The 19244-nt window shown below is 57.5% G+C and carries 19 protein-coding genes and 1 tRNA gene; 1 reads left to right on the top strand and 19 read right to left on the bottom strand.

All coding sequences use genetic code 11. The features are described 5' to 3' along the window. Positions 1 to 20: 20 nt before the first annotated feature. From ACFO3S_RS24100 to ACFO3S_RS24045, 12 genes are all read right to left on the bottom strand, one after another. The gene (locus ACFO3S_RS24100) at positions 21 to 455 is read right to left on the bottom strand and encodes a cupin domain-containing protein (protein ID WP_378101279.1); all 435 of its coding nucleotides are present in this window, start codon (positions 453 to 455) and stop codon (positions 21 to 23) included. After that, positions 452 to 1459, bottom strand: coding sequence for a formamidase (locus tag ACFO3S_RS24095; RefSeq protein WP_378101276.1), 1008 nt, complete (start codon positions 1457 to 1459; stop codon positions 452 to 454). Before ACFO3S_RS24095 ends, ACFO3S_RS24100 begins: the two co-directional genes overlap by 4 nt. Positions 1460 to 1494: 35 nt before the next feature. Further along, positions 1495 to 2667: a BMP family ABC transporter substrate-binding protein gene (locus tag ACFO3S_RS24090; protein ID WP_378101273.1), complete on the bottom strand. Its 1173-nt coding sequence runs from the start codon at positions 2665 to 2667 to the stop codon at positions 1495 to 1497. 74 nt (positions 2668 to 2741) lie between these two features. Next, on the bottom strand, positions 2742 to 3656 hold the full coding sequence (locus ACFO3S_RS24085) for an ABC transporter permease (RefSeq protein ID WP_378101270.1): 915 nt from the start codon (positions 3654 to 3656) through the stop codon (positions 2742 to 2744). Between the two features lie 5 nt (positions 3657 to 3661). Next, positions 3662 to 4711, bottom strand: coding sequence for an ABC transporter permease (locus tag ACFO3S_RS24080; RefSeq protein ID WP_378101267.1), 1050 nt, complete (start codon positions 4709 to 4711; stop codon positions 3662 to 3664). Beyond that, positions 4708 to 6243: an ABC transporter ATP-binding protein gene (locus ACFO3S_RS24075; RefSeq protein ID WP_378101264.1), complete on the bottom strand. Its 1536-nt coding sequence runs from the start codon at positions 6241 to 6243 to the stop codon at positions 4708 to 4710. The genes ACFO3S_RS24080 and ACFO3S_RS24075 overlap by 4 nt, the downstream gene beginning before the upstream one ends. A gap of 382 nt (positions 6244 to 6625) precedes the next feature. Continuing rightward, on the bottom strand, positions 6626 to 8377 hold the full coding sequence (gene atzF, locus ACFO3S_RS24070; protein ID WP_378101261.1) for an allophanate hydrolase: 1752 nt from the start codon (positions 8375 to 8377) through the stop codon (positions 6626 to 6628). After that, on the bottom strand, positions 8374 to 9129 hold the full coding sequence (gene biuH, locus ACFO3S_RS24065) for a biuret amidohydrolase (RefSeq protein ID WP_378101258.1): 756 nt from the start codon (positions 9127 to 9129) through the stop codon (positions 8374 to 8376). The genes atzF and biuH overlap by 4 nt, the downstream gene beginning before the upstream one ends. A gap of 318 nt (positions 9130 to 9447) precedes the next feature. After that, positions 9448 to 9538 (bottom strand) — tRNA-Ser (locus ACFO3S_RS24060). Positions 9539 to 9607: 69 nt separating this feature from the next. Further along, the gene (locus tag ACFO3S_RS24055) at positions 9608 to 9829 is read right to left on the bottom strand and encodes a DUF951 domain-containing protein (RefSeq protein ID WP_378101255.1); all 222 of its coding nucleotides are present in this window, start codon (positions 9827 to 9829) and stop codon (positions 9608 to 9610) included. 34 nt (positions 9830 to 9863) lie between these two features. After that, entirely contained in the window at positions 9864 to 10727 is an 864-nt protein-coding gene (locus tag ACFO3S_RS24050) for a mechanosensitive ion channel family protein (protein ID WP_378101252.1), read from the bottom strand. Between the two features lie 18 nt (positions 10728 to 10745). Further along, positions 10746 to 10991, bottom strand: coding sequence for a putative Se/S carrier protein (locus ACFO3S_RS24045; RefSeq protein ID WP_378101249.1), 246 nt, complete (start codon positions 10989 to 10991; stop codon positions 10746 to 10748). Between the two features lie 85 nt (positions 10992 to 11076). Here ACFO3S_RS24045 and yyaC point away from each other — a divergent pair, with 85 nt between their 5' ends. Further along, positions 11077 to 11697: a spore protease YyaC gene (gene yyaC, locus ACFO3S_RS24040; RefSeq protein WP_378101246.1), complete on the top strand. Its 621-nt coding sequence runs from the start codon at positions 11077 to 11079 to the stop codon at positions 11695 to 11697. Here yyaC and ACFO3S_RS24035 read toward each other — a convergent pair. The 7 genes from ACFO3S_RS24035 to mnmG all read right to left on the bottom strand — a co-directional run bounded on the left by ACFO3S_RS24035 (position 11672) and on the right by mnmG (position 19222). After that, positions 11672 to 12163 (bottom strand): DUF4446 family protein, encoded by a 492-nt coding sequence (locus tag ACFO3S_RS24035; protein ID WP_378101243.1) that lies wholly within the window; start codon positions 12161 to 12163, stop codon positions 11672 to 11674. The two genes, yyaC and ACFO3S_RS24035, sit on opposite strands and share 26 nt — an antisense overlap. Before the next feature lie 25 nt (positions 12164 to 12188). Beyond that, the gene (locus tag ACFO3S_RS24030) at positions 12189 to 13370 is read right to left on the bottom strand and encodes an aminotransferase class V-fold PLP-dependent enzyme (RefSeq protein WP_378101240.1); all 1182 of its coding nucleotides are present in this window, start codon (positions 13368 to 13370) and stop codon (positions 12189 to 12191) included. A 93-nt stretch (positions 13371 to 13463) separates the two neighbouring features. Beyond that, positions 13464 to 14315 carry a ParB/RepB/Spo0J family partition protein gene (locus ACFO3S_RS24025; RefSeq protein WP_378101237.1) on the bottom strand — a complete coding sequence of 284 codons (852 nt, stop codon included), beginning with the start codon at positions 14313 to 14315 and terminating at the stop codon, positions 13464 to 13466. Continuing rightward, positions 14296 to 15069, bottom strand: a complete 774-nt coding sequence (locus ACFO3S_RS24020; RefSeq protein ID WP_378101234.1) for a ParA family protein — start codon at positions 15067 to 15069, stop codon at positions 14296 to 14298. Before ACFO3S_RS24020 ends, ACFO3S_RS24025 begins: the two co-directional genes overlap by 20 nt. Positions 15070 to 15429: 360 nt before the next feature. Beyond that, a complete protein-coding gene (gene noc, locus ACFO3S_RS24015) occupies positions 15430 to 16245 on the bottom strand; it encodes a nucleoid occlusion protein (protein ID WP_378101231.1) in 816 nt (271 codons plus the stop codon). A gap of 347 nt (positions 16246 to 16592) precedes the next feature. After that, positions 16593 to 17324, bottom strand: a complete 732-nt coding sequence (rsmG, locus tag ACFO3S_RS24010) for a 16S rRNA (guanine(527)-N(7))-methyltransferase RsmG (protein ID WP_378101228.1) — start codon at positions 17322 to 17324, stop codon at positions 16593 to 16595. Beyond that, positions 17321 to 19222 (bottom strand): tRNA uridine-5-carboxymethylaminomethyl(34) synthesis enzyme MnmG, encoded by a 1902-nt coding sequence (gene mnmG, locus ACFO3S_RS24005; RefSeq protein ID WP_378101225.1) that lies wholly within the window; start codon positions 19220 to 19222, stop codon positions 17321 to 17323. The genes rsmG and mnmG overlap by 4 nt, the downstream gene beginning before the upstream one ends. Positions 19223 to 19244: the final 22 nt, after the last annotated feature.

Genomic DNA, 19244 nt, shown 5'->3' with positions numbered 1-19244 from the left:
TTGTCCCTCCTTTCCCTCCGCTAATCCCGAAGCTCCCGCTCCAGCGGAATCGGCACCTTCGTCGTTTCGAAAAACCGGTTTCCCGGCGCCCCCTCCTCGACCGGAAGAAAAATGCTGATCTGCTCCGTCGGGGCCGCATCGTCGTTGGCCACCGAGTGGACGACGCCGGCCGGCACGTGAAACGTGTCTCCGGCCTTGTATGATTTCCACTCTCCGTTGCAGAGAAGACGAACTCTTCCAACCGTAATGTGGATGATCTCCGCCACGTTATGGTAGTGGGGCAGAACGGCGCCTCCGACGCCGATCCTCTCCCACAGCACCGAGCTGGCTCTTACGCCTAGTCCGTCGGCTTCGGCGGCCGAGACGATCTCCCGATGATAAAGCTCGATATGATCGGGCATCAGCCCCCACGCCAGCTCGTCGGCCGTCTTGACCGCCGTCCGCTTCTCCGTCATCGTTCTTCCGCCCTTCCCGCATAGCGCCGCGTCGGCTTCGGGAAGCCTTCCGACGTTCCGTCCTTAACCGCGATCTCGTCCTCCCATGGAAGCCGATAACGTCCGTTCGCGAGATCTTCCATATACGTATAGGGGCAATCCCCGGCTCCGCCGTCAACCGCCACATAGCCGCGATGGCCGAGCTGGTAGATGTTGTTCTCCACGCCCCAGAGTCGGCGAGCTTCGCGAACGAGCGACGGGCGAACCTCTCCGGCGACGATCTCGTCCGGCCGCCCTCCACCAGTGACGAGAGGCACGCCGTCGAAGCCGACGATCATCGCCTCTCCCATCGAATCGAACGTACCGTCGCTTCCGCACATGCACACCGATGCGGTATACATCAGATTGCAGAACGCGTTCGCTTGATTCGTCACTTGCCACGCATGTCGAATCGGCGCCGTATAGCCTGCCGTGCGTATCATGACGTCCGCTCCGCGATAAGCGCATTCTCTGGCCATCTCCGGGAACATCCCGTCATGGCAGATCGCCAGCGCCAGCTTGCTGCCGTTTGGCCCGTCGCAGACCGGAATGCCGAGATTGCCCGGCTCCCACGGCTCAACCGGCACCCACGGATGCAGCTTGCGATAGTTCAGCCGAATGTCTCCCTGATCGTCGATGATCAGACCGGTGTTGTACGGGGAACCGTCGGGGTTCGCCTCCATGATCGAGAAGCAGCCCCAGATTCGATTGTTCCGGCAAGCCTCGCGGAACGCCTCGACCTCCGGTCCGTCGACCCGGCACATCAGCGCCGGATCGGTGTTCATCGACAAGCCGTGCAGCGAGTATTCCGGAAAGACGACCAAATCCATTCCTCTCAGTCCTCTGCGCGCCTTCGCCGTCAGCTCGACGATGCGGGCGGTCTGCTCCTTCAGCTGCTCGGGCGTAACTACGACGGGCAGCTGCAGCTGCACCAGCCCGATGACGACGCCGTCCGGACTTTTGTTTAATCCGCCCAATCCGCTCATGGGCTCTCCTCCTTTCTATACGCGGCTTGGCCGGATCATTTCGGAATGCTGCCGATGACGCCTTCGACCAAGTAATCGGAGCCTTCGAGCTGCTCGACGGAAGGCGTTTCGCCTTCGGCGATGCGCACCTCGCCCGATTGATCCTTAACCGGGCCCGCGAACGGCTGAAGCGTTCCTTCCAGCAGCGCCTTCTTTTGTTCCTCCACGTACTCCACGACGTCGGCCGGAACGTTCGCTCCGAACGAGCCGAGCTGCACGACATTGTCGGCCAGCGTGCCGCGGTACTTGCCGTCGAACTTGCTGCTCTTGAACTGGCCGTCCCGAGCCGTCTTCACCATCTCGACGAACAGCTCCGGCCAATTCCACAGGGAGCCGGTGATCCAGCCGTTCGGAGCAAGGGACGATGCATCGGCGTGGTAGCCGACCGTCATTGCGCCGCGTCGTTCGGCCGTCTCGATTACCGTCTTCATGCAATCCTGATGGAGGCTGAGCACGTCCGCCCCGCTGTCGATGAGCGAGTTCGTCGCATTCGCCTGTTGGCCGGGATCGCACCAGCTCCCCGTGAAGACGACAGACGTCGTCGCGTCCGGATTGACGGAGCGCGCGCCAAGCGTGAAGGCGTTGACGTTAAGCAGCACCTGCGGAATCGGAACGGAGACGATGTAGCCGAGCTTGCCGGTTTTGGACATGCGGCCCGCCGCTACGCCTGCCAGATAGACCGGCTCCCAGATCGTGCCGAAGTAAGTGCCGACATTGTCGGCCGTCTTCAAGCCGCCCTGATGGAAAAAGACGACGTCCGGGTGGCGCTTGGCGACGTTAAGCGCCGGCTCCAGATGCCCGTAAGAGGTCGGAAAAATGATTTTCGCCCCGTCCTTGATCATCTGTTCCATGACGCGCTCGGCTTCCGCCGTCTCCGGAACGTTCTCGGCGCGCAGCACCTTCAGGTCGGGATACGCCTCCTCCACGGCCACGCTGCCCAAGTACGCCGCCTGATTGTAGCCGTAATCGTCCTTCGTTCCGACGAAAATAAAGCCGACGGCCGTTCCGCCCGTCCCCATCGCGGCGTTCGAGCCGGCCGACGGAGCTTCGCTTGCTTGACCCGACGAGCTGCTGCCGGACGAGCTTCCGGGCTGACTGCAGCCGGTGATCAGCATGACGAGCGCCAGAGCGCCCAACAGCACATGACTTGCTCTTCTTTTGATTTTCATAAGGGTTCCCTCTCCTTTGATCGTTTCTCTATAAAATGGATTGCTCGTACTGCCTTCCTTCGATACGGGAGCCGCTAACCGCTTCCCTCTCCCGCGAACACCTTGCCGAGCGCCTCCGGCGTCCGGGACGACTTCCTCCGTTCTACGATCAGCAGCGCCAGCAGCGTTAACAGATAGGGCACCATGAACAGGAAAAACGGTGAAATCGCGTAGCCTTGCTGCTGAACGGTCAGCTGGAGCGCCTGCGCCGCCCCGAACAGATAAGCTCCAAGCATCGCCCGGGCCGGCTTCCACGAAGCGAAGATGACCAGCGCTACGGCTACGACGCCCCTTCCGGCCGTTATGTTCTCTACCCAGGCGTGCGTATAAGCGATGGACAGCTGCGCGCCTCCGATGCCGGCCAGGAATCCGCCGGCCAGCACCGCGAGATAGCGGACCCGCTTCGGATGAATTCCGCTGGCGAACAGCACCTCCTCCCGTTCTCCCGCCGTTCTCAGCATGATGCCGATCCGGGTACGGAAGATGAGGAACCAGAGCAGCGGAACAAGCAGAATCGACAGATAAGTCAGCGGATCGTGTTGGAACAGAATCGGTCCGAGAAACGGGATATCGGACAGCAGCGGTATCGCTACCGGATTGAACCCGACGATCTGCTCACTGACGAAATCCCTTCCGAAGAAAGCCGTGACGCCCATGCCGAAGAACATAATCGTAAGACCGGTGGCTAACTGATTCGCTCCGCAGCTCAGGACGAGGAAAGCGTGGATCGAAGCGATCAGAAGGCCGCACAGCCCTCCCGCCAGCGCGCCAAGCCATGGATTGCCGGTCCATACCGTAACCGCGAAGCCTCCCAGCGCGCCTCCCAGCATCGAGCCTTCGGTTCCGAGGTTGATCACCCCGGCTCTCTCGGAGATCAGCTCTCCCTGGCTGGCCAGCATGACCGACGTTCCGGAACGAATCGCGCCGGTGAGAATATCCGCTACCATCATCGCGTTCACCTCCTGCCGCCGAGGATGAAGAACAGGACAAGCGCCATCAGAATGTTAACGGACGAGGACGGAAGCCCCGAACCGATCTCCAGCGTATTGCCCGCGACGCTGATCATGCCGAGCAGAAAGGCCGTCAGGATCAGTCTGAGCGGGTGATTCCAGGCCATCATCGCCGCGAGGAAGCCAAGGTAGCCGAAGTTGGCCCCGGTCGAGGCGCGCAGGCGGCCCTCGATGCCGGCGATCTCGATGGCGCCCGCGATGCCGGCCAGCATCCCGGCGGCGATCAGCACCCAGAAATACATTCCGCGGATGCCGAACCCGGCTCTCTCCGCGGCCAGCCGGTTGCTGCCGAGCACCCGAATCCGGAAGCCCAGTCTTGTCTTCTCCAGAACGAACCAGACCAGCGCCGCCAGGACGAGCGCGATGGCGAATCCAACGTGAAGCCTCGTGCCGTTCACGATCGGCAGCCTCAAGGACGATGCGATCTCCGGAGAGAACGGCCAGTTGAACGAGTTCGGATCCTTCAGCATGCCGTGAACGAAAAATCCGACCGTGAACGCGGCGACATAGTTCAGCAGCACGCTTGTAATCGTCTCGTTCAGCCTGCCCTTCACCTTCAGAACCGCGACCAGACCGGCCCATACCGCTCCTCCGAGCGCCCCGGCAATCATCATGAGCGGAATGCCGAGCCATGCGGGCATGGCGTTCAGATAAAAGACGGCGAACCAGGTCGCAAGCAGCGCTCCGATCGCCAGCTGGCCTTCGCCTCCGACGTTCACCAGCCCTGCCTTGGCGGGAAGAGCCGCCGCCAGTCCGGTCAGCACGAACGGGGTGGCCTTCAGCAGCACCTCCCCGAAGCCGTAAAGATCGCCGAATGCCGATTTCACCATCGAGACGTACAGCTGCAGAGGGTTCACGCCATAGACAAGCAGAAATATTCCGTACAAAACAAAAGGAGAAATGAAGATGAGCGTCTGAATGCCCTGTTTCCTCCATCGCGCGAAGGAGGGCCATCTTCCGGCGAACAGCGAAAGCGTTCCGGTTTGTGTTTTCACGCCGATTCTCCTTTCAGCATGCGATAGCCGATCTGGGTCGCATCCGTATCCTCGGGCTTATAAGGGCCGAGCAGACGCTTTCCGCTTAGCACGACCAGTTCGTCGGACAGCTTAAACAATTCGTCCAGATCCTCGGAGAACAGCAATATCGCCGTTCCTTGCTCCGCCAGACCGATGAGCTGCTGCTGAATCGTACGCGTCGTTCCGATGTCCAGCCCCCGGCTCGGATAGCTGACGATCAGAATATCCGGCTTGCGGATCAACGCCCGGGACAGCACCATCCTCTGAACGTTGCCCCCCGACAGCGTGTCGGCTCTTCGGCTTCCTTCCGCCAGGGAGAGAGAATTCGCCTCCGGACTGTCCGCCAGCCGTTTCCTCAACGCTTTCCAGTCGATGCCCGGGCCTTTCGCTCTCACCGGCATGCCGTCCAGCACCATATGCTCCAGAATAGTGAAGCCCGGAATCACCGATTCCTTGATCGGATCCTCCGAGACGAAGCTGACTCCCGCTTCTATGAACGACCGCGGGCCGCCCTTCATCTCCGCGCCTCCGATCAGGACTTGGCCGGAAGCAAGCTTCCTTAGACCGAACAGCGCTTCGGCCAGCTCCCGCTGTCCGCTGCCGGATATGCCCGCGACTCCGACGATGCTCCCCTTGGCCACGGACAGCCGGATATCGGTCAGCACCGGTTCTCCGTGATCGCCATCGATCCGGCCGTCATCGATGCGAAGCGCCTCCTCCCGTTCCGTCCCTTGGAGAGAGCCTTCCGGCTTCACGATCGCCTGCAGCGTCTTATCTCCCATCATCGCAGAGATCAGCGTCTCGCCGTCCAACCCATCCGCTCTCTCCGCCGAATACGTGATCTGTCCGCTCCGAAGTACGCTAACCCGGTCGGCGACGGCAAGCACCTCGTTAATCTTGTGCGTGATGAGCAGAATGCCGTAGCCGTCCTTGCGGAGCAAATCGAGCATCTTCAGGAACGCTTCGACTTCTTGCGGGACGAGCACGCTTGTCGGCTCGTCGAAAATGACGATTCGCGTATTCGGGGCAAGCAGCACTTTCACGATCTCCAGACGCTGCCGCTGCCCGAGATCAAGCTGCCAGACCGGCGCATCCGGCTCGACCTGCAGCCCGTACTTGGCGGCAACGCCGACAATTCGCTCGCGCAGCTTCTTCCGGTTCAATCTCCACCCCGTCCCCACTGCCAGGGCGATGTTGTCCAACACGGTCAGCGCAGGAACGACCCGAAAGTCCTGAAACACCATTCCGATCCCTTTGGCCCGGGCTTTCGTAGGGGGATGCAGCCCGGTCCGCGCGCCGTCCATCCATACGGTTCCTTCATCCGGCTCGTATACGCCGTACAGCATTTTCATCAGCGTGCTCTTGCCCGCTCCGTTCTCGCCGAGTATCGCGTGAACTTCCCCTGCGCGAACGACGAGATCGATCGCCTCGTTCGCCACAAGAGAACCGAATCGCTTCGTCAATCCTTCCGCCTTCAGGAGATAAGGACACGTATCGTGTTCGACGGACATCTCGTCTTCCTCCCCGCCCTGCACTTATGTGATATTATCTTACTTATTCAAGTGTTTTGGATTTATAAAATTGATTATAGCTCATTTCTATGTCATATTCTTTATTCATTACAAACAAAATTAGTGGTAGGTTCTTGTTTTTTGATTATAAATATAACATACATATTACATTAATACTGCATGCATAGACGGCTTACGCGCCGTACTTGCGATCGGCGGGACAGGTTTATGTCGGCGTCCTCTAGACGAAGAATCGCGTTATTGTCGGAGGAGGTTCAGAAAAAGATAGCGAATTGTAATCACAAAAAAAGAGCCTTCCCCTCCAAGACCAGGGCCTCCTCTCGCAAGGAAGCCCGGCTTAGGGAAAGCCCCGACAGCCCCGTCACTCTGCAGCGCGCCAGCCGCCGCTGGCCGTAATATCCTCCGCATCCGCCGCCGCGTACCCCTCGCATACGAAGCCGGGCACCTCCGTACCGTCGTCGAGCTCGATTTTGCCGATGCCGAGCGGTCCGGGAATAGCGGAAACGAACGGACCGAAGGAGGAGAGCGGCATCTCCCAGATCTCCACCTCGATCGCCTTTCCCTGCCCTCTCCTTTTCATCATTCCAGGCTTTGGAGGAACGGTCGGCAGTCGATAAAGCGAGTATTTGGGAGCGGTTCTCGCTTCTCGGACGAAGACGCCTCCGTGCTGCAGCATTTGTTTTTCCAGAGGATATCCTCTCATATGCAGCCCGCACACGGCTACATAGGTCGAATTTGCCGACGTTTCCCGTTTTCCGATCTCCGGGCGGCCGGCCCAGGCCATAGCCGCTCCGAACGCCTCGCTCTCGCAAGCGGATGAGGCGAACAGCGTAATGCCGAAAGGAACGTCTTCCGCCGCTTCGCCCGCAGGGACGGCAACGCCGCACAGATCCAGCAGATTGCAGTGATTGGTGTAAATCCCCATCTTCGTATTGGTCTCGACGGGATCGCGGCGCACCTGCTCCCGCGTCCACGTGCCCCCGGTCGTCGGCAGGACGAGCACCGCGCCTTCCAGCAGACGGGCCGTCTCCAGCTTGATTGCCTGCAGCGCATGCAGCGCCTTGAAGACGGCGGCCCCGTCGTAGGACGATTCCGGAGACGGCCGCAGTATCCCGGACGTCACCGGCAGCACGCTGTCGGGATGCGCTTCGATAAACCCGCCGAGACTGGCCCACCTTTCCTCGACGAAAGGCCCGCCGTACAGCAGCTCGGCCGCTTCCCGAAGCAGGCTCGTATCCGCATATTCGATCGGCAGGCCTAAGCTTTCCAGCCGCTTGATCGTACGCTGCCACGCCTGTTCATAATGCTCGGCGTAAGGCCCGAAGAAGGTCGGACTTCCGGCCGGAAGCAGAAGCTTGGCCGGAAGCGCCGGCGTGATCGAAGGAAGCGAGCGCGACCACGGATCGGTCGGCTCGGCGCCTCTGACGACGCGGTCGACCTCCAGCGCGTCCTCCAGGCTGTTCGCGAACACCGATACGCAGTCCAGGCTGGCGCAGGCCGGGACGACGCCCTTCGTCGGCCATGCGCCCAGGCTTGGCTTATACCCCGTCAATCCGTTCAGCGCTGCGGGAACCCGGCCCGAGCCGGCCGTATCGGTGCCGAGAGAGAACGCCGCCTGTCCTCGCGCGACAGCGACGGCCGAGCCCGAGCTGGAGCCCCCGCTGATCAGCTCCTCTTTAAGGGCGTTGGCGGTCTCCCCGTAGGGACTTCTCACTCCGACAAGTCCTGTCGCGAACTGGTCCAGATTCGTCTTGCCGACGGGAATCGCTCCCGCACGGATGAGCCTGTCGACGACGACGGCGTGCTCTCGGGGGACATACTGAAAATCCGGACATGCCGCCGTCGTCGGAACGCCGGCGAGATCGATGTTGTCCTTGATGGCGAAGGGGATGCCCCATAACGGCGCCTGCGCAGGGTTCAAGCTCGCCAGACCGTCCAAATAAGGCTGGATTCTCTCCATTCTCGGCGGCGTAATCCATATGTTCATCCCGCTGTCTCGTTCGGCCAGCCGGACGATCTCTCGGACGACCGCTTCAGGCGTCGTCGACTTGTCCAGATAAGCGGCCCGCAGCCGATCGATCGACAGCGACTCTTGCGGCTTCGCTTGCTTCATCTTTTCTCCTCCGCCTCTCTTGGCGCTCGAATGCACGATCCTGTCGCCGAGTCCGACTCGTTCTTTCCGGCCAGTCCGGAGAGCGCCTCGATCGTTCTTGCCGAATCGGACACGCTGCCGAATACGCCCCCCTGCATCGTCACCATCTTCAGCGCCGCCAGATGATTGCTCCAGTCGGTCGCACCCGTGCAATCCTCCAGGATCAAACATTCATAGCCGCGGTCGTTGGCCTCGCGCATCGTCGTATGGACGCAGACGTCGGTCGTAATTCCGGTCAGAATCAGATTTTCGATCCCTCTCGTTCTAAGAATCAGATCCAGATCCGTCGCGTAGAAGCTGCCCTTGCCGGGCTTGTCGATGATGACTTCCCCATCCTCAGGCGCCAGCTCCTCGATAATCTCCCATCCCGGCTCTCCTCGAACGAGAATCCGCCCCGCCGGGCCCTTCGAGCCGATCTCCGCTCCGATCTGCTTGCTTCTCCACCTCTTGTTAGCCGGCAGATCGGACAGATCCGGACGATGGCCCTCCCTCGTATGGATAATGGTGAACCCCGGTATCGCTCGCGCCGTCTGCAGCAGACTTCGAATCGGCTCGATCGCTCGGCGGGTGAGCGACAGATCATACCCCATCCGGTCCACATACCCGCCCGGTCCGCAGAAGTCGATCTGCATATCGATGATAAGAAGAGCGGTATTGTCCGATCTCAATTGCCCGTTATACGGATACATGTAAGGATTTGCTTCAATAAACATCTCTCCCCACTCCCTTATGTCAGATTAAAGATAGATTTAACACCATGTTTGTTATATTATATTACACGAAAAAGACAGAGTCATTGTGCTTCGCTTCCAACAGATGCTGAAAATGATTGTTTGCGGATCATAATGAGGTGTCGCGAATGGACGGCGGGATACAGAGCGTAAACGGCTCACGCCTCCCTTGGGATCGGCGGGATACCGTTTATGTCGAAGGGGATTCAGATCAGAATAACGATTTTATCCTTCCTGAACATCAAAAAACCCTTCTACGCATTCCTCGTAGAAGGGTTCCGAATTGAAGAGTATTCGTTATGGCGGAGAGGGTGGGATTCGAACCCACGCACGCCTTGCGACGCCTAGATGATTTCGAGTCAACCCCCTTGGACCACTTGGGTACCTCTCCGCAGCAAGAAAAATCATACCACATTTCAACAAGCCTTGCAACTGGATTGTTCATCCATTTCTATCGTCTCTACGTCGCGCTTTCGTCCGAGGCAGCGCCTCCTGCCGGACGCAATACCTTCTTCATGCTTTTCTCGAATTTCGCGCGGGGCAGCAGGATGCTATGCTTGCACTTGACGCACTTGATTCGAATGTCCATCCCCATTCGAATGATCTCCATCTCGTTCGCCCCGCAAGGATGCGGCTTCTTCATCATGACCACATCGCCCAGCTCGAAGCTCTTCCGTTCCATAGCGATCCCTCCTATTTCCTGCTCCTCGCACGTTTTATTCAATGACAGCCGCTTGCTTCGATTCGAGCGCTTTCTTGACTTCCGTATTAATGAGACGCGTAACCTCGTCCGCCGTATTCGGCTTGCATCTGGCCGTAATCCGGATCGTCATCTGGCTCGGCGCCAGCGTCTGAATTCCCAGCACCTCCGGCATTCCCGTCAAGTTCAGATCGTTAATTTGCCCCAACGTTTGCCGCATCAGAGCCATCATTTCCTCTATCGTATGGTCGTAAGAGACGGTAATATCCACAACTGCCAGCTGCGGATTGACCGAGAAATTGGTCACCTGATTGATCGACCCGTTCGGGATAATATGGACTTCCCCCGTCCAGCTGCGTATGCGCGTCGCCCGCAATCCGATCAACTCGACCGTCCCTTTATACGACCCTGTCTGGATCTCGTCACCGACAGCGAACTGATCCTCGAATAGGATGAAGAAGCCCGTGATGACGTCCTTGACCAGACTTTGCGCGCCGAAGCCGATCGCCAGTCCGATGACGCCCGCGCCGGCCAGCAAGGGAGCGAGCTGAATGTGGAATTCTCCCAATACGAGCAAGATCGTAATGAAGTTGATCAGATAGGAAGACGTATTTTTCAGCAGGCGGCCTAGCGTTTGAACTCGTCTTGTGCGCAGCTTTAACCTTCTGGACTTCTTCTCGCTGGTCGCATGATCGATCACGCGATTGAGCACGACGAGTGCCAGACGGCTGGACAGATAGATCAATACGATGCGAAGCAGGACGATCGCCGAGTTTCTCCACATCTCCGTGTCCTGCAGAAAATCGCTTATCTCTCCGACAAACTGCTCCCACAGATTGTCTTGGATCCATGCCAGTCCGAAAGCGAAGAAAGGATACATAGCCGATCTCTCCCTCTCTCAACGAATCTGTTCGTACCCGTCCGGCGTCTTACCGAACAAACCTCGTATTTCCACGCGCTCCGATTCGATAATGCTCCGCACCTCCGTCAGGTCGGAAGCGGAGAACTCGATGGAAAGCGCGCAGCCTGCCGTAATCTCCTTCGGGGTAGGACAAATGTCGATCTCGATATCGGCATACTCGAGCAGCATCTCGGCTCTTAGCGCCTGCTGCGTGGAGTCGAAAGCGATCAAGAGAGAGTCCATCGTGCAAACCTCCTGGGTCCAAGTATAAATGCGTCTGTTCGTCCATATACTAGTAACATACTAGGGTAGGAGGCGAATCGGACGAATGAACGGCGCTTGGGAGAAACACTCGAGTCCCGCACCCGAATCGGCGGCGCTCTCTTTAAAAATTCCTTTTAACGACCCCACGGTATTACAGAGATTGTCCCAACAGCTCGAGTATTACTTGGAAGCATTAACTCCCGAACGTCGAATCGTTATCGTCTGCGTCGGCACCGATCGCTCTACGGGAGATTCGCTCGGGCCTCTCGTCGGGACGGCTCTCGCGCGCGAGTACAGTCCTTTGTTCGATCTGTACGGAACGCTGGAAGAACCGGTGCATGCCATGAACCTCGGCGATACGCTGCTCCGAATTATGAGAGGCTCGCGTCAGCCCTTCGTCATCGCCGTCGACGCCTGCCTCGGACAAGTTGCCAGCGTAGGATGCATTCAGATCGGTTCGGGGCCTGTCCGACCCGGCGCCGGAGTGAACAAGGAGCTTCCTCCTGTCGGAGACATCCATATGACGGGCATCGTGAACGTCGGCGGTTTTATGGAGTACTTCGTTCTTCAGAACACGCGATTGAATCTAGTTGTGAAGATGTCGGAGATTATCGCGCAAAGTCTGCTGAACGCCGTCCAGAAGACGCGCAGCAAGCCGGTTATTCCTTTTGCATTGCCAGACTGATCGCCTTTTTTTCTTCCGGCGTCAGCATATAGGCGGATTGGCCTTTGTCGATCGGCTTGGCATAGAGGAAGGTCTGCTCCCGGCCATGAATCCCCGTAATGACCACTCCGTCCTGAGCCTCGTTAATGAAGGCCACGGAGAAGCTCAGATCGCTGCCCGAATCCGAGAATGCATTGAATCGATGGACGCCGATTCGTCCCTTCAGCGACGAGAGGCGTCTTTCGTGCTGCTCCATCGTCCGCCCCTGTTCGGATTGCTTGCGGTCCAGCTCGGACAGCCGTTCATGCACGACCCTCATAACGTCTTCCATGTTGGTCACACCGGTATCTCCTACTAGATGCTGATGCGCTCTCTTAAGCTTGCCCAGCTTGCTCGACAATACGGCAAGCCAGACGACCAAGACGAGCAGCAGCACCGCTGCGCCGCCTGTGACTACGACGGCCAACTGATCGTTCCAACCATCCATTCGTGCTTACTCCCCCACCGTAGCGTTAAACTCCGTTTCTTCTTCCCATTGCGCCGACGATTTCCCGAACGGCGTCTATCAAGGATACGATCTCCGATTTTTCCGTAAAATATCCGGGACTTGCGCGTACCGCACCCGTCTCGTAGGTTCCGGCCGTTTCATGGCCCAGCGGCGTGCAGTGGAACCCTGCCCTGACCGCAATCCCGAACTGGCGATCGAGCAGGAAGGCCATCTCGGACGGATCGACGCCTTCCGCGACAAAGGAGACGATCGCCGTCCTCTCGATTCCCGCATCCGGACCGAGTAATCGAACTCCCTGTATAGAGAGCAGTCCCTCCATCAGCTCGTAGGTGAGCTCCAGCTCCCTGGCGTGGATCGCCTTCGTCGTTTCCCTAAGCACGAACTGCACGCCTTCGGACAACCCGGCAATGCCGGGCGTATTCTGCGTTCCGGCCTCGTAGCGATCGGGCCTTACGGCAGGCTGCTCCGGCGCCTCCGATTTACTGCCTGTCCCCCCGTGCATCAGAGGCTCCAGCTCCAGCTCCGGGTGAATATATAAGCCGCCCGTTCCTTGCGGTCCGAGAAGCCCCTTATGCCCCGGGAACGCCAGCATATCGATTCCCATCTTCTCCACGTCGATAGGCAGTACCCCTGCGCTCTGAGCGGCATCCACGAGCAGTCTGACGCCTTTTCTGCGCGCCAGCTCGCCGAGCTCGGCTATCGGAGCGATCGAGCCCAGCAGATTCGAGCTGTGCGAAGCCGCGATCAGCCGGGTTTTCGGCGTTATCGCCTGTTCGACGTCCTTCACATTCAGGCGCCCCTGCTCATCGGCTGCGATGAAGGTCGCCTCGATGCCGAATCTTCGTCTCATCGCTTCGATCGGGCGTCTGACCGAGTTATGCTCGAGCGACGTCGCGATGACATGGTCCCCCGGCTTCAGCATGCCCTGCACAGCGAGGTTCAGGGCGTGAGTCGTATTCAGAGCGAAGGCGATGTCGTTCGGATTGCCGATGCCGAACAGTCTCGCCAGTCTCTTGCGAGCGTCGAACAGAATCCGGCTCGCCTTGACCGCCATTTCGTGGCTGCCTCGGCCCGGATTCGCCGCATGCTCTCTCACGTTGCGCTCCATCGCCTCGATCACGCCGGGAGGCTTCGGCCAGCTTGTAGCGGCATTGTCCAAATAAATAATCGGCTTTCGATCGTCCATGGCGTTCACCGTCCTTACACAACAATAGCACACCTTAGTTTAATCCTTCCTTAGGAAGATTACAACTTGGGCATGCTACTTTAGTCTCCCCTATTAAGCCAGCGCCTTCAACAGCTCCAACAGCCTCTCCAGATCGCTTTTGCCGAAGTACGAAAGCTCGATGCAGCCTTTATCCTTGTTTGGCTTAATACGCACAGTCGTCTGAAACTTCTTCCGCAGCGTCTCCTCGATTTCTTCGATATAAGGGTCGCGCTTTTTTATTTTCGCCTTTGCTTTGACGCTCGCTTTTTTGGAATCGGCATTTTGCACCGCCTCCTCCAGTTCGCGAACGCTCCACTCGGCCGTCACCGCCTGCTTCGCCAATTGGCGCTTCAGTTGATCGTCCTTAATGCCGGCCAGCGCCCGGGCATGTCCCATCGACAATGTTCCACGTGAAACATATTCCTTGATTTCCTCCGGCAGCGTCAGCAGCCGCAGGAAGTTGGCAATGTGCGAACGAGATTTGCCCACCTTGAGAGACAGCTCTTCCTGCGTCAAGTTGAACTGATTCATAATTGCCTGATAAGCGACGGCCACCTCGATGGAATTCAGATCCTCCCGCTGCACATTCTCGATCAACGCAATTTCCATCACTTGCTGGTCGTTGTAGGTGCGAACGACGGCCGGGATGGTTGCGTTGCCGAGCAACTGGGAAGCTCTAAACCGTCTTTCACCGGCAATAATTTCATAGCCCTTGAGCGCTTGACGCACGACGATCGGCTGGATGACCCCGTGCTCCCGGATCGACTCCGCCAAATCCTTGATCGCGTCCTCTTCGAACGTTTTGCGAGGCTGATAGGGATTGGCTCTGAGCTGAGTCAACGGAATTTCTACGATCTTGTCGTCTTCCTTGATCGACAGAGAGGTAATCAACGCATCCAAGCCTTTACCTAGCCGCTTGCTCATAAGAGACCACTTCCTTTGCCAACTCGAGATACACTTCCGCGCCTTTAGACTTCGGATCGTAAGTAATGATCGATTGTCCGTGCGACGGCGCTTCGCTCAGTCTGACGTTGCGAGGAATAATCGTTTGATAGACCTTCTGCTGAAAATACTTTTTGACCTCTTCAATGACCTGAATGCCCAGATTCGTGCGCGCGTCGAACATCGTCAGCAGAACGCCTTCGATCTGCAGCGACGTGTTCAAATGCTTCTGCACCAGCCGGATCGAGTTCAACAGCTGGCTCAATCCTTCAAGGGCGTAATATTCGCATTGAATCGGAATCAGCACCGAATCCGCAGCGGTTAGCGAATTAATCGTTAAAATGCCAAGCGACGGCGGACAGTCGATCAGAATGTAATCGAAGTCGTTCTTTATCAAGGCAAGCGCCTTTTTCAACCGAATCTCACGCGACATCGTCGGAACTAGCTCGATCTCCGCTCCCGCCAACTGAATCGTGGCCGGAATGATTTTCAAGTCGGGAATCTCCGTATCGGCAATCGCTTGCTTCGGATGCGCCTCGTTAATCAGCACATCATAGATGCAATAGCTGACGTCCGCTTTATTGATCCCGATGCCGCTCGTTGTATTGCCCTGAGGATCAATGTCGACGATCAGCACTTTTTTCCCGAGAGAAGCCAGGCAAGCGCCCAGATTCACCGATGTCGTCGTTTTACCAACCCCGCCCTTCTGATTGGCAATCGCAATAATTTTAGACAACCTCTTTCACCTCGATCTTAAATGACCGCCCAAGCATTTGCGGTTAACGCCGCTTTGAGGAAGACGGATAACGAATGCGCGGCAGCGCTTCAGCCTAGTCAAGAGACGCTTGATCAGCTAAAACGCACGCGCGCACGCAGCGTTGCCGTCGTCGGGACGGGGATATACGTTCTGTCCAGTCTTCGTTGAAAACAAAAAGGCGGACGCCTGTGGAACGCTCGCAGCCCATCCGTTCAAGCGCAAGCGATCCGCCCTTCCGATCTCCGGCGAACCGGGTAAGCGATCAGATCGGAACCGTCGGCAACGAATTGGCTGGCGTCATTTCGTTGCCGGTTCGGGAGCATAGGCATCCGCAACGTACTAACGTTTAGGAATTCGGATGATAATCTCGTAATGGTCGTCGCAATCCTTCTCGTCCGCCTTAATCGGAATGCCCGATCCGTTGACCATATCGACGGACTGACGAATCGTATTGACGGCAAGCCTCACATCTTTAGAGAACGAGAATCGCTTGGATCGCTTCGGCTTTGTCGCTTCCAGATAGAACGCCACGCGTGTCTCGGTCTGTTTCACGTTCAAATCCTTATCGATAATTTCTTTAAGCAGCTTGTTCTGAGCTTCCTCATCCGGCAGCGCCAGCAGCGCTCTACCATGTCGTTCGGTAATTTTCCGGTCGAGCAGCGCCTGGCGAACCGTCTCCCCAAGCTGCAGCAGCCGAATTTTGTTGGCGATCGTCGATTGGCTTTTGCCGAGCCGCTGGGCCAGACTTTCCTGCGTCAGGCTGTGAAGATCGATCAGCTTCTGATACGCGATCGCTTCCTCGAGCGCCGTCAGGCCTTCTCTCTGCAAGTTTTCGATCAAGGCAACGGAAGCCGCCTGCGAATCGTTGATTTCCCGAACGATCGCCGGTATCGTCTCCAGACCGAGCTTCGTCACCGCACGCCATCGGCGCTCGCCGGCAATAATCTCATGTTTTCCATCGCGCACGCGAACGACAATAGGCTGAATTACGCCATGGGTTTTAATCGTCTGGCACAATTCATCGATCCGTTCATCGTCGAACACCGACCGTGGCTGGTAAGGACTCGGCACGATCTCGCGAACGGAAATTTGTTTAACCTCTTCTTGAGCGCTGCGGTCGGTTAGACCCAGCAATCGTGAAAATTGCTCTTTCATTTCTCTCGGATCACCACATTAAGTAAGATAGGGCGGATAAGTCACGTGTCCATAGCGACGAAAAAGCGCCGCCAATTCGAGCCTGACGGCACATCTGCGGCACACTGATCTGTTACTCTTTATTATTCGCTGTTCCCGCCCCATTTTCCTGCCTGTGAAAAAACTTTCACGCCGGCTGCGGAATGTCGCCCAAAGATGATGTATTCGAGCCGCAAACGCAGCAATCGACGCCCCCTATTTCTACCTATTAGAATATCATGTTCGAAGCAGGCTCGTAAACGTAAAAATGTTCCACGTGGAACACAGTCGCTCTGAATGCGAGTCGATGTTTCACGTGGAACATTTCGTTATGACCTCATCAGCGGCGTTTTTAACGGAACTCCCGGCTTTCGCGGGTAGGCGGCCGGAGTCGGTCCCTTTTTCTCGCACACGATCAAGTGCCGCTCTGCACCCTCCGTCGGAAGGATCAGCCGCTTGACGTCGACCAGTCTGCCGCCCAGCTTCGTCAAACTGTATCGCCCTTCCTCCAGCTCCGACGAAATGTCGGTCCCCTTCATCGCAATGTACCACCCTCCCGGACGAACGAACGGGAGACAAAACTCGTTCAGTACCGCTAGACGAGCAACTGCCCGGGCCGTCACCACGTCGTAGCTGTCGCGATGCTCCTTCTGCCTCGCCGCATCCTCCGCCCGAGCGTGCAGGCAGGTTACCCCAGTCAACTCCAAACGGCTCGTCACTTCTTCCAAAAACTTGATTCGCTTCGCCAAAGCGTCGATGATCGTAACCCTCAAGCGAGGAAACGCAATCGACAGGGGAATGGACGGAAATCCGGCTCCCGAGCCGATGTCGGCCAGAGAAGCCGTCTTGCTAAACGGCACCGCCCCGGCCAGCGTCAGCGAATCGTAAAAGTGCTTCTCGTATACCGCTTCCCGTTCGGTAATGCCGGTCAAATTCATTTTCTCGTTCCATTCAACGAGCAGGCTGTAATAGGCTTCGAATTGCTCCAGCTGCCGATCCGTTAATTCGATGCCGAGCGGACGCGCCCGCTCGGCAAGCCTCTGCCGAATTTCGTCGTTCATGAGCTGTGCGCTGCCGCCGTAACGCGATTGTAGTGTTCGAGATGAACGAGCAGGATAGACAGATCGGCAGGCGTCACTCCGGATATTCTCGATGCTTGGCCAAGAGACAGCGGACGTATTTTGCCCAGCTTCTGCTTTGCCTCGGTAGCAAGTCCGTGTATCGAATCGTAGTCGATATTCTCGGGAATGCGTTTTTTCTCCATCTTCTCCATACGCTCGACTTGCTGCTGCTGCTTCTCGATATATCCGGTATATTTCACTTGAATTTCAACCTGCTCCTTCACTTCCTCCGGCAAGTCCGCAGACGGCGGAGCCAGCTTCTCCAGATGAGCGTAGGTCACTTCCGGACGGCGCAGCAGCGTCAAGCCGTCAACGGAATTGTTGATCGGCGCGGAGCCGACCTCCGCGAGCATCGCCTGCACCGCTTCGTCGGGACGGAATTTCGTTTCCTTCAGACGGAGGATTTCCGCTTCCACTCGCTCCTTCTTCTCCAGAAACCTCGCATAGCGCTCCTCGGAGATCAGGCCGATCTCTCGTCCCAGCGGAGTAAGCCGCAGATCGGCATTGTCGTGACGAAGCAGCAGACGATACTCCGCCCGGGAAGTGAGAAGCCGGTACGGTTCGTTCGTCCCCTTCGTGACCAGATCGTCGATCATAACGCCGATGTACCCTTTGGATCGATCGATAATGACCGGTTCGGCGCCCTGCACTTTGCGGGCCGCGTTGATGCCCGCCATAACCCCTTGACCGGCGGCTTCCTCGTAGCCGGAGGTTCCGTTAATCTGTCCGGCGGTGAACAGACCTTCGACGATTTTCGTTTCGAGCGTCGGCCAGAGCTGCGTCGGAACGACCGCATCGTATTCGATCGCATAGCCGGTACGCATCATCTCGACTTTCTCCAAACCCGGAATCGAGCGCAGAATGCGCAGTTGAACGTCTTCCGGCATGCTCGTCGACAAACCTTGCACGTAATATTCCTTCGTATTCCGGCCTTCCGGCTCCAGAAAAATCTGATGCTTCGGCTTATCCGCGAACCGCACAATTTTGTCTTCGATTGACGGACAGTAGCGAGGTCCCGTGCCCTCGATCAATCCGGAAAACATAGGCGCCCGATGCAGATTGTCGTTGATGATCTGATGAGTCTCTTCCGACGTATACGTAAGCCAGCAGGGCAGCTGTTGATCGGCATGCGCCATATATTCCGTCTCGTAAGAGAAGTATTTCGGCTTCGGATCGCCCGGCTGGATCTCCGTTTTGTCGAAGTCGATCGAATCCTTGTGCACTCTCGGAGGCGTGCCCGTCTTAAATCTGGCCAACTGAAAGCCAAGACGCTTCAGCGATTCGGACAGCTTCACCGCAGGCTGCTGATTGTTCGGACCGCTCTCGTACATCAGTTCTCCAAGAATGACTTTGCCTCGCAAATACGTTCCCGTCGTCAGCACGACGGCCTTCGCTCCGTACTGGGCCCCGGTTTTGGTGACGACCCCCTTGCACACTCCGTCCTCTACGATCAAGTCCTCGGCCAATCCTTGACGCAGCGTCAAATGGGGCTGATTCTCGATCGTCTCCTTCATCGTATGCTGGTACAGAAACTTGTCGGCCTGCGCTCTGAGCGCATGCACCGCCGGTCCTTTGCCCGTATTCAGCATTCTCATCTGAATAAAGGTTTTATCGATATTTCGTCCCATCTCTCCTCCGAGCGCATCGATCTCGCGCACGACGTGACCTTTTGCCGGTCCCCCTACGGAAGGATTGCACGGCATAAAGGCCACCATATCCAGATTGATCGTGAGCAGCAGCGTCTCGCACCCCATTCGGGCAGCGGCCAAAGCGGCTTCGCAGCCCGCATGGCCCGCGCCGATGACGATCACATCGTAATCTCCCGCATGATAAGTCATATCCACCCTCCTTGCTTTCTTT

Source organism: Cohnella hongkongensis, from assembly GCF_042654645.1.
GTDB lineage: Bacteria > Bacillota > Bacilli > Paenibacillales > Paenibacillaceae > Cohnella > Cohnella hongkongensis.
This window is presented reverse-complemented; position numbering and strand designations above follow the sequence as displayed.

Coding starts and splice junctions, on each gene's coding strand:
- ACFO3S_RS24100 (WP_378101279.1), bottom strand. CDS start 455: ATGACGGAGAAGCGGACGGCGGTCAAGACGGCCGACGAGCTGGCGTGG.
- ACFO3S_RS24095 (WP_378101276.1), bottom strand. CDS start 1,459: ATGAGCGGATTGGGCGGATTAAACAAAAGTCCGGACGGCGTCGTCATC.
- ACFO3S_RS24090 (WP_378101273.1), bottom strand. CDS start 2,667: ATGAAAATCAAAAGAAGAGCAAGTCATGTGCTGTTGGGCGCTCTGGCG.
- ACFO3S_RS24085 (WP_378101270.1), bottom strand. CDS start 3,656: ATGATGGTAGCGGATATTCTCACCGGCGCGATTCGTTCCGGAACGTCG.
- ACFO3S_RS24075 (WP_378101264.1), bottom strand. CDS start 6,243: ATGTCCGTCGAACACGATACGTGTCCTTATCTCCTGAAGGCGGAAGGA.
- atzF (WP_378101261.1), bottom strand. CDS start 8,377: ATGAAGCAAGCGAAGCCGCAAGAGTCGCTGTCGATCGATCGGCTGCGG.
- biuH (WP_378101258.1), bottom strand. CDS start 9,129: ATGTTTATTGAAGCAAATCCTTACATGTATCCGTATAACGGGCAATTG.
- ACFO3S_RS24055 (WP_378101255.1), bottom strand. CDS start 9,829: ATGGAACGGAAGAGCTTCGAGCTGGGCGATGTGGTCATGATGAAGAAG.
- ACFO3S_RS24050 (WP_378101252.1), bottom strand. CDS start 10,727: ATGTATCCTTTCTTCGCTTTCGGACTGGCATGGATCCAAGACAATCTG.
- ACFO3S_RS24045 (WP_378101249.1), bottom strand. CDS start 10,991: ATGGACTCTCTCTTGATCGCTTTCGACTCCACGCAGCAGGCGCTAAGA.
- yyaC (WP_378101246.1), top strand. CDS start 11,077: ATGAACGGCGCTTGGGAGAAACACTCGAGTCCCGCACCCGAATCGGCG.
- ACFO3S_RS24035 (WP_378101243.1), bottom strand. CDS start 12,163: ATGGATGGTTGGAACGATCAGTTGGCCGTCGTAGTCACAGGCGGCGCA.
- ACFO3S_RS24030 (WP_378101240.1), bottom strand. CDS start 13,370: ATGGACGATCGAAAGCCGATTATTTATTTGGACAATGCCGCTACAAGC.
- ACFO3S_RS24025 (WP_378101237.1), bottom strand. CDS start 14,315: ATGAGCAAGCGGCTAGGTAAAGGCTTGGATGCGTTGATTACCTCTCTG.
- noc (WP_378101231.1), bottom strand. CDS start 16,245: ATGAAAGAGCAATTTTCACGATTGCTGGGTCTAACCGACCGCAGCGCT.
- rsmG (WP_378101228.1), bottom strand. CDS start 17,324: ATGAACGACGAAATTCGGCAGAGGCTTGCCGAGCGGGCGCGTCCGCTC.
- mnmG (WP_378101225.1), bottom strand. CDS start 19,222: ATGACTTATCATGCGGGAGATTACGATGTGATCGTCATCGGCGCGGGC.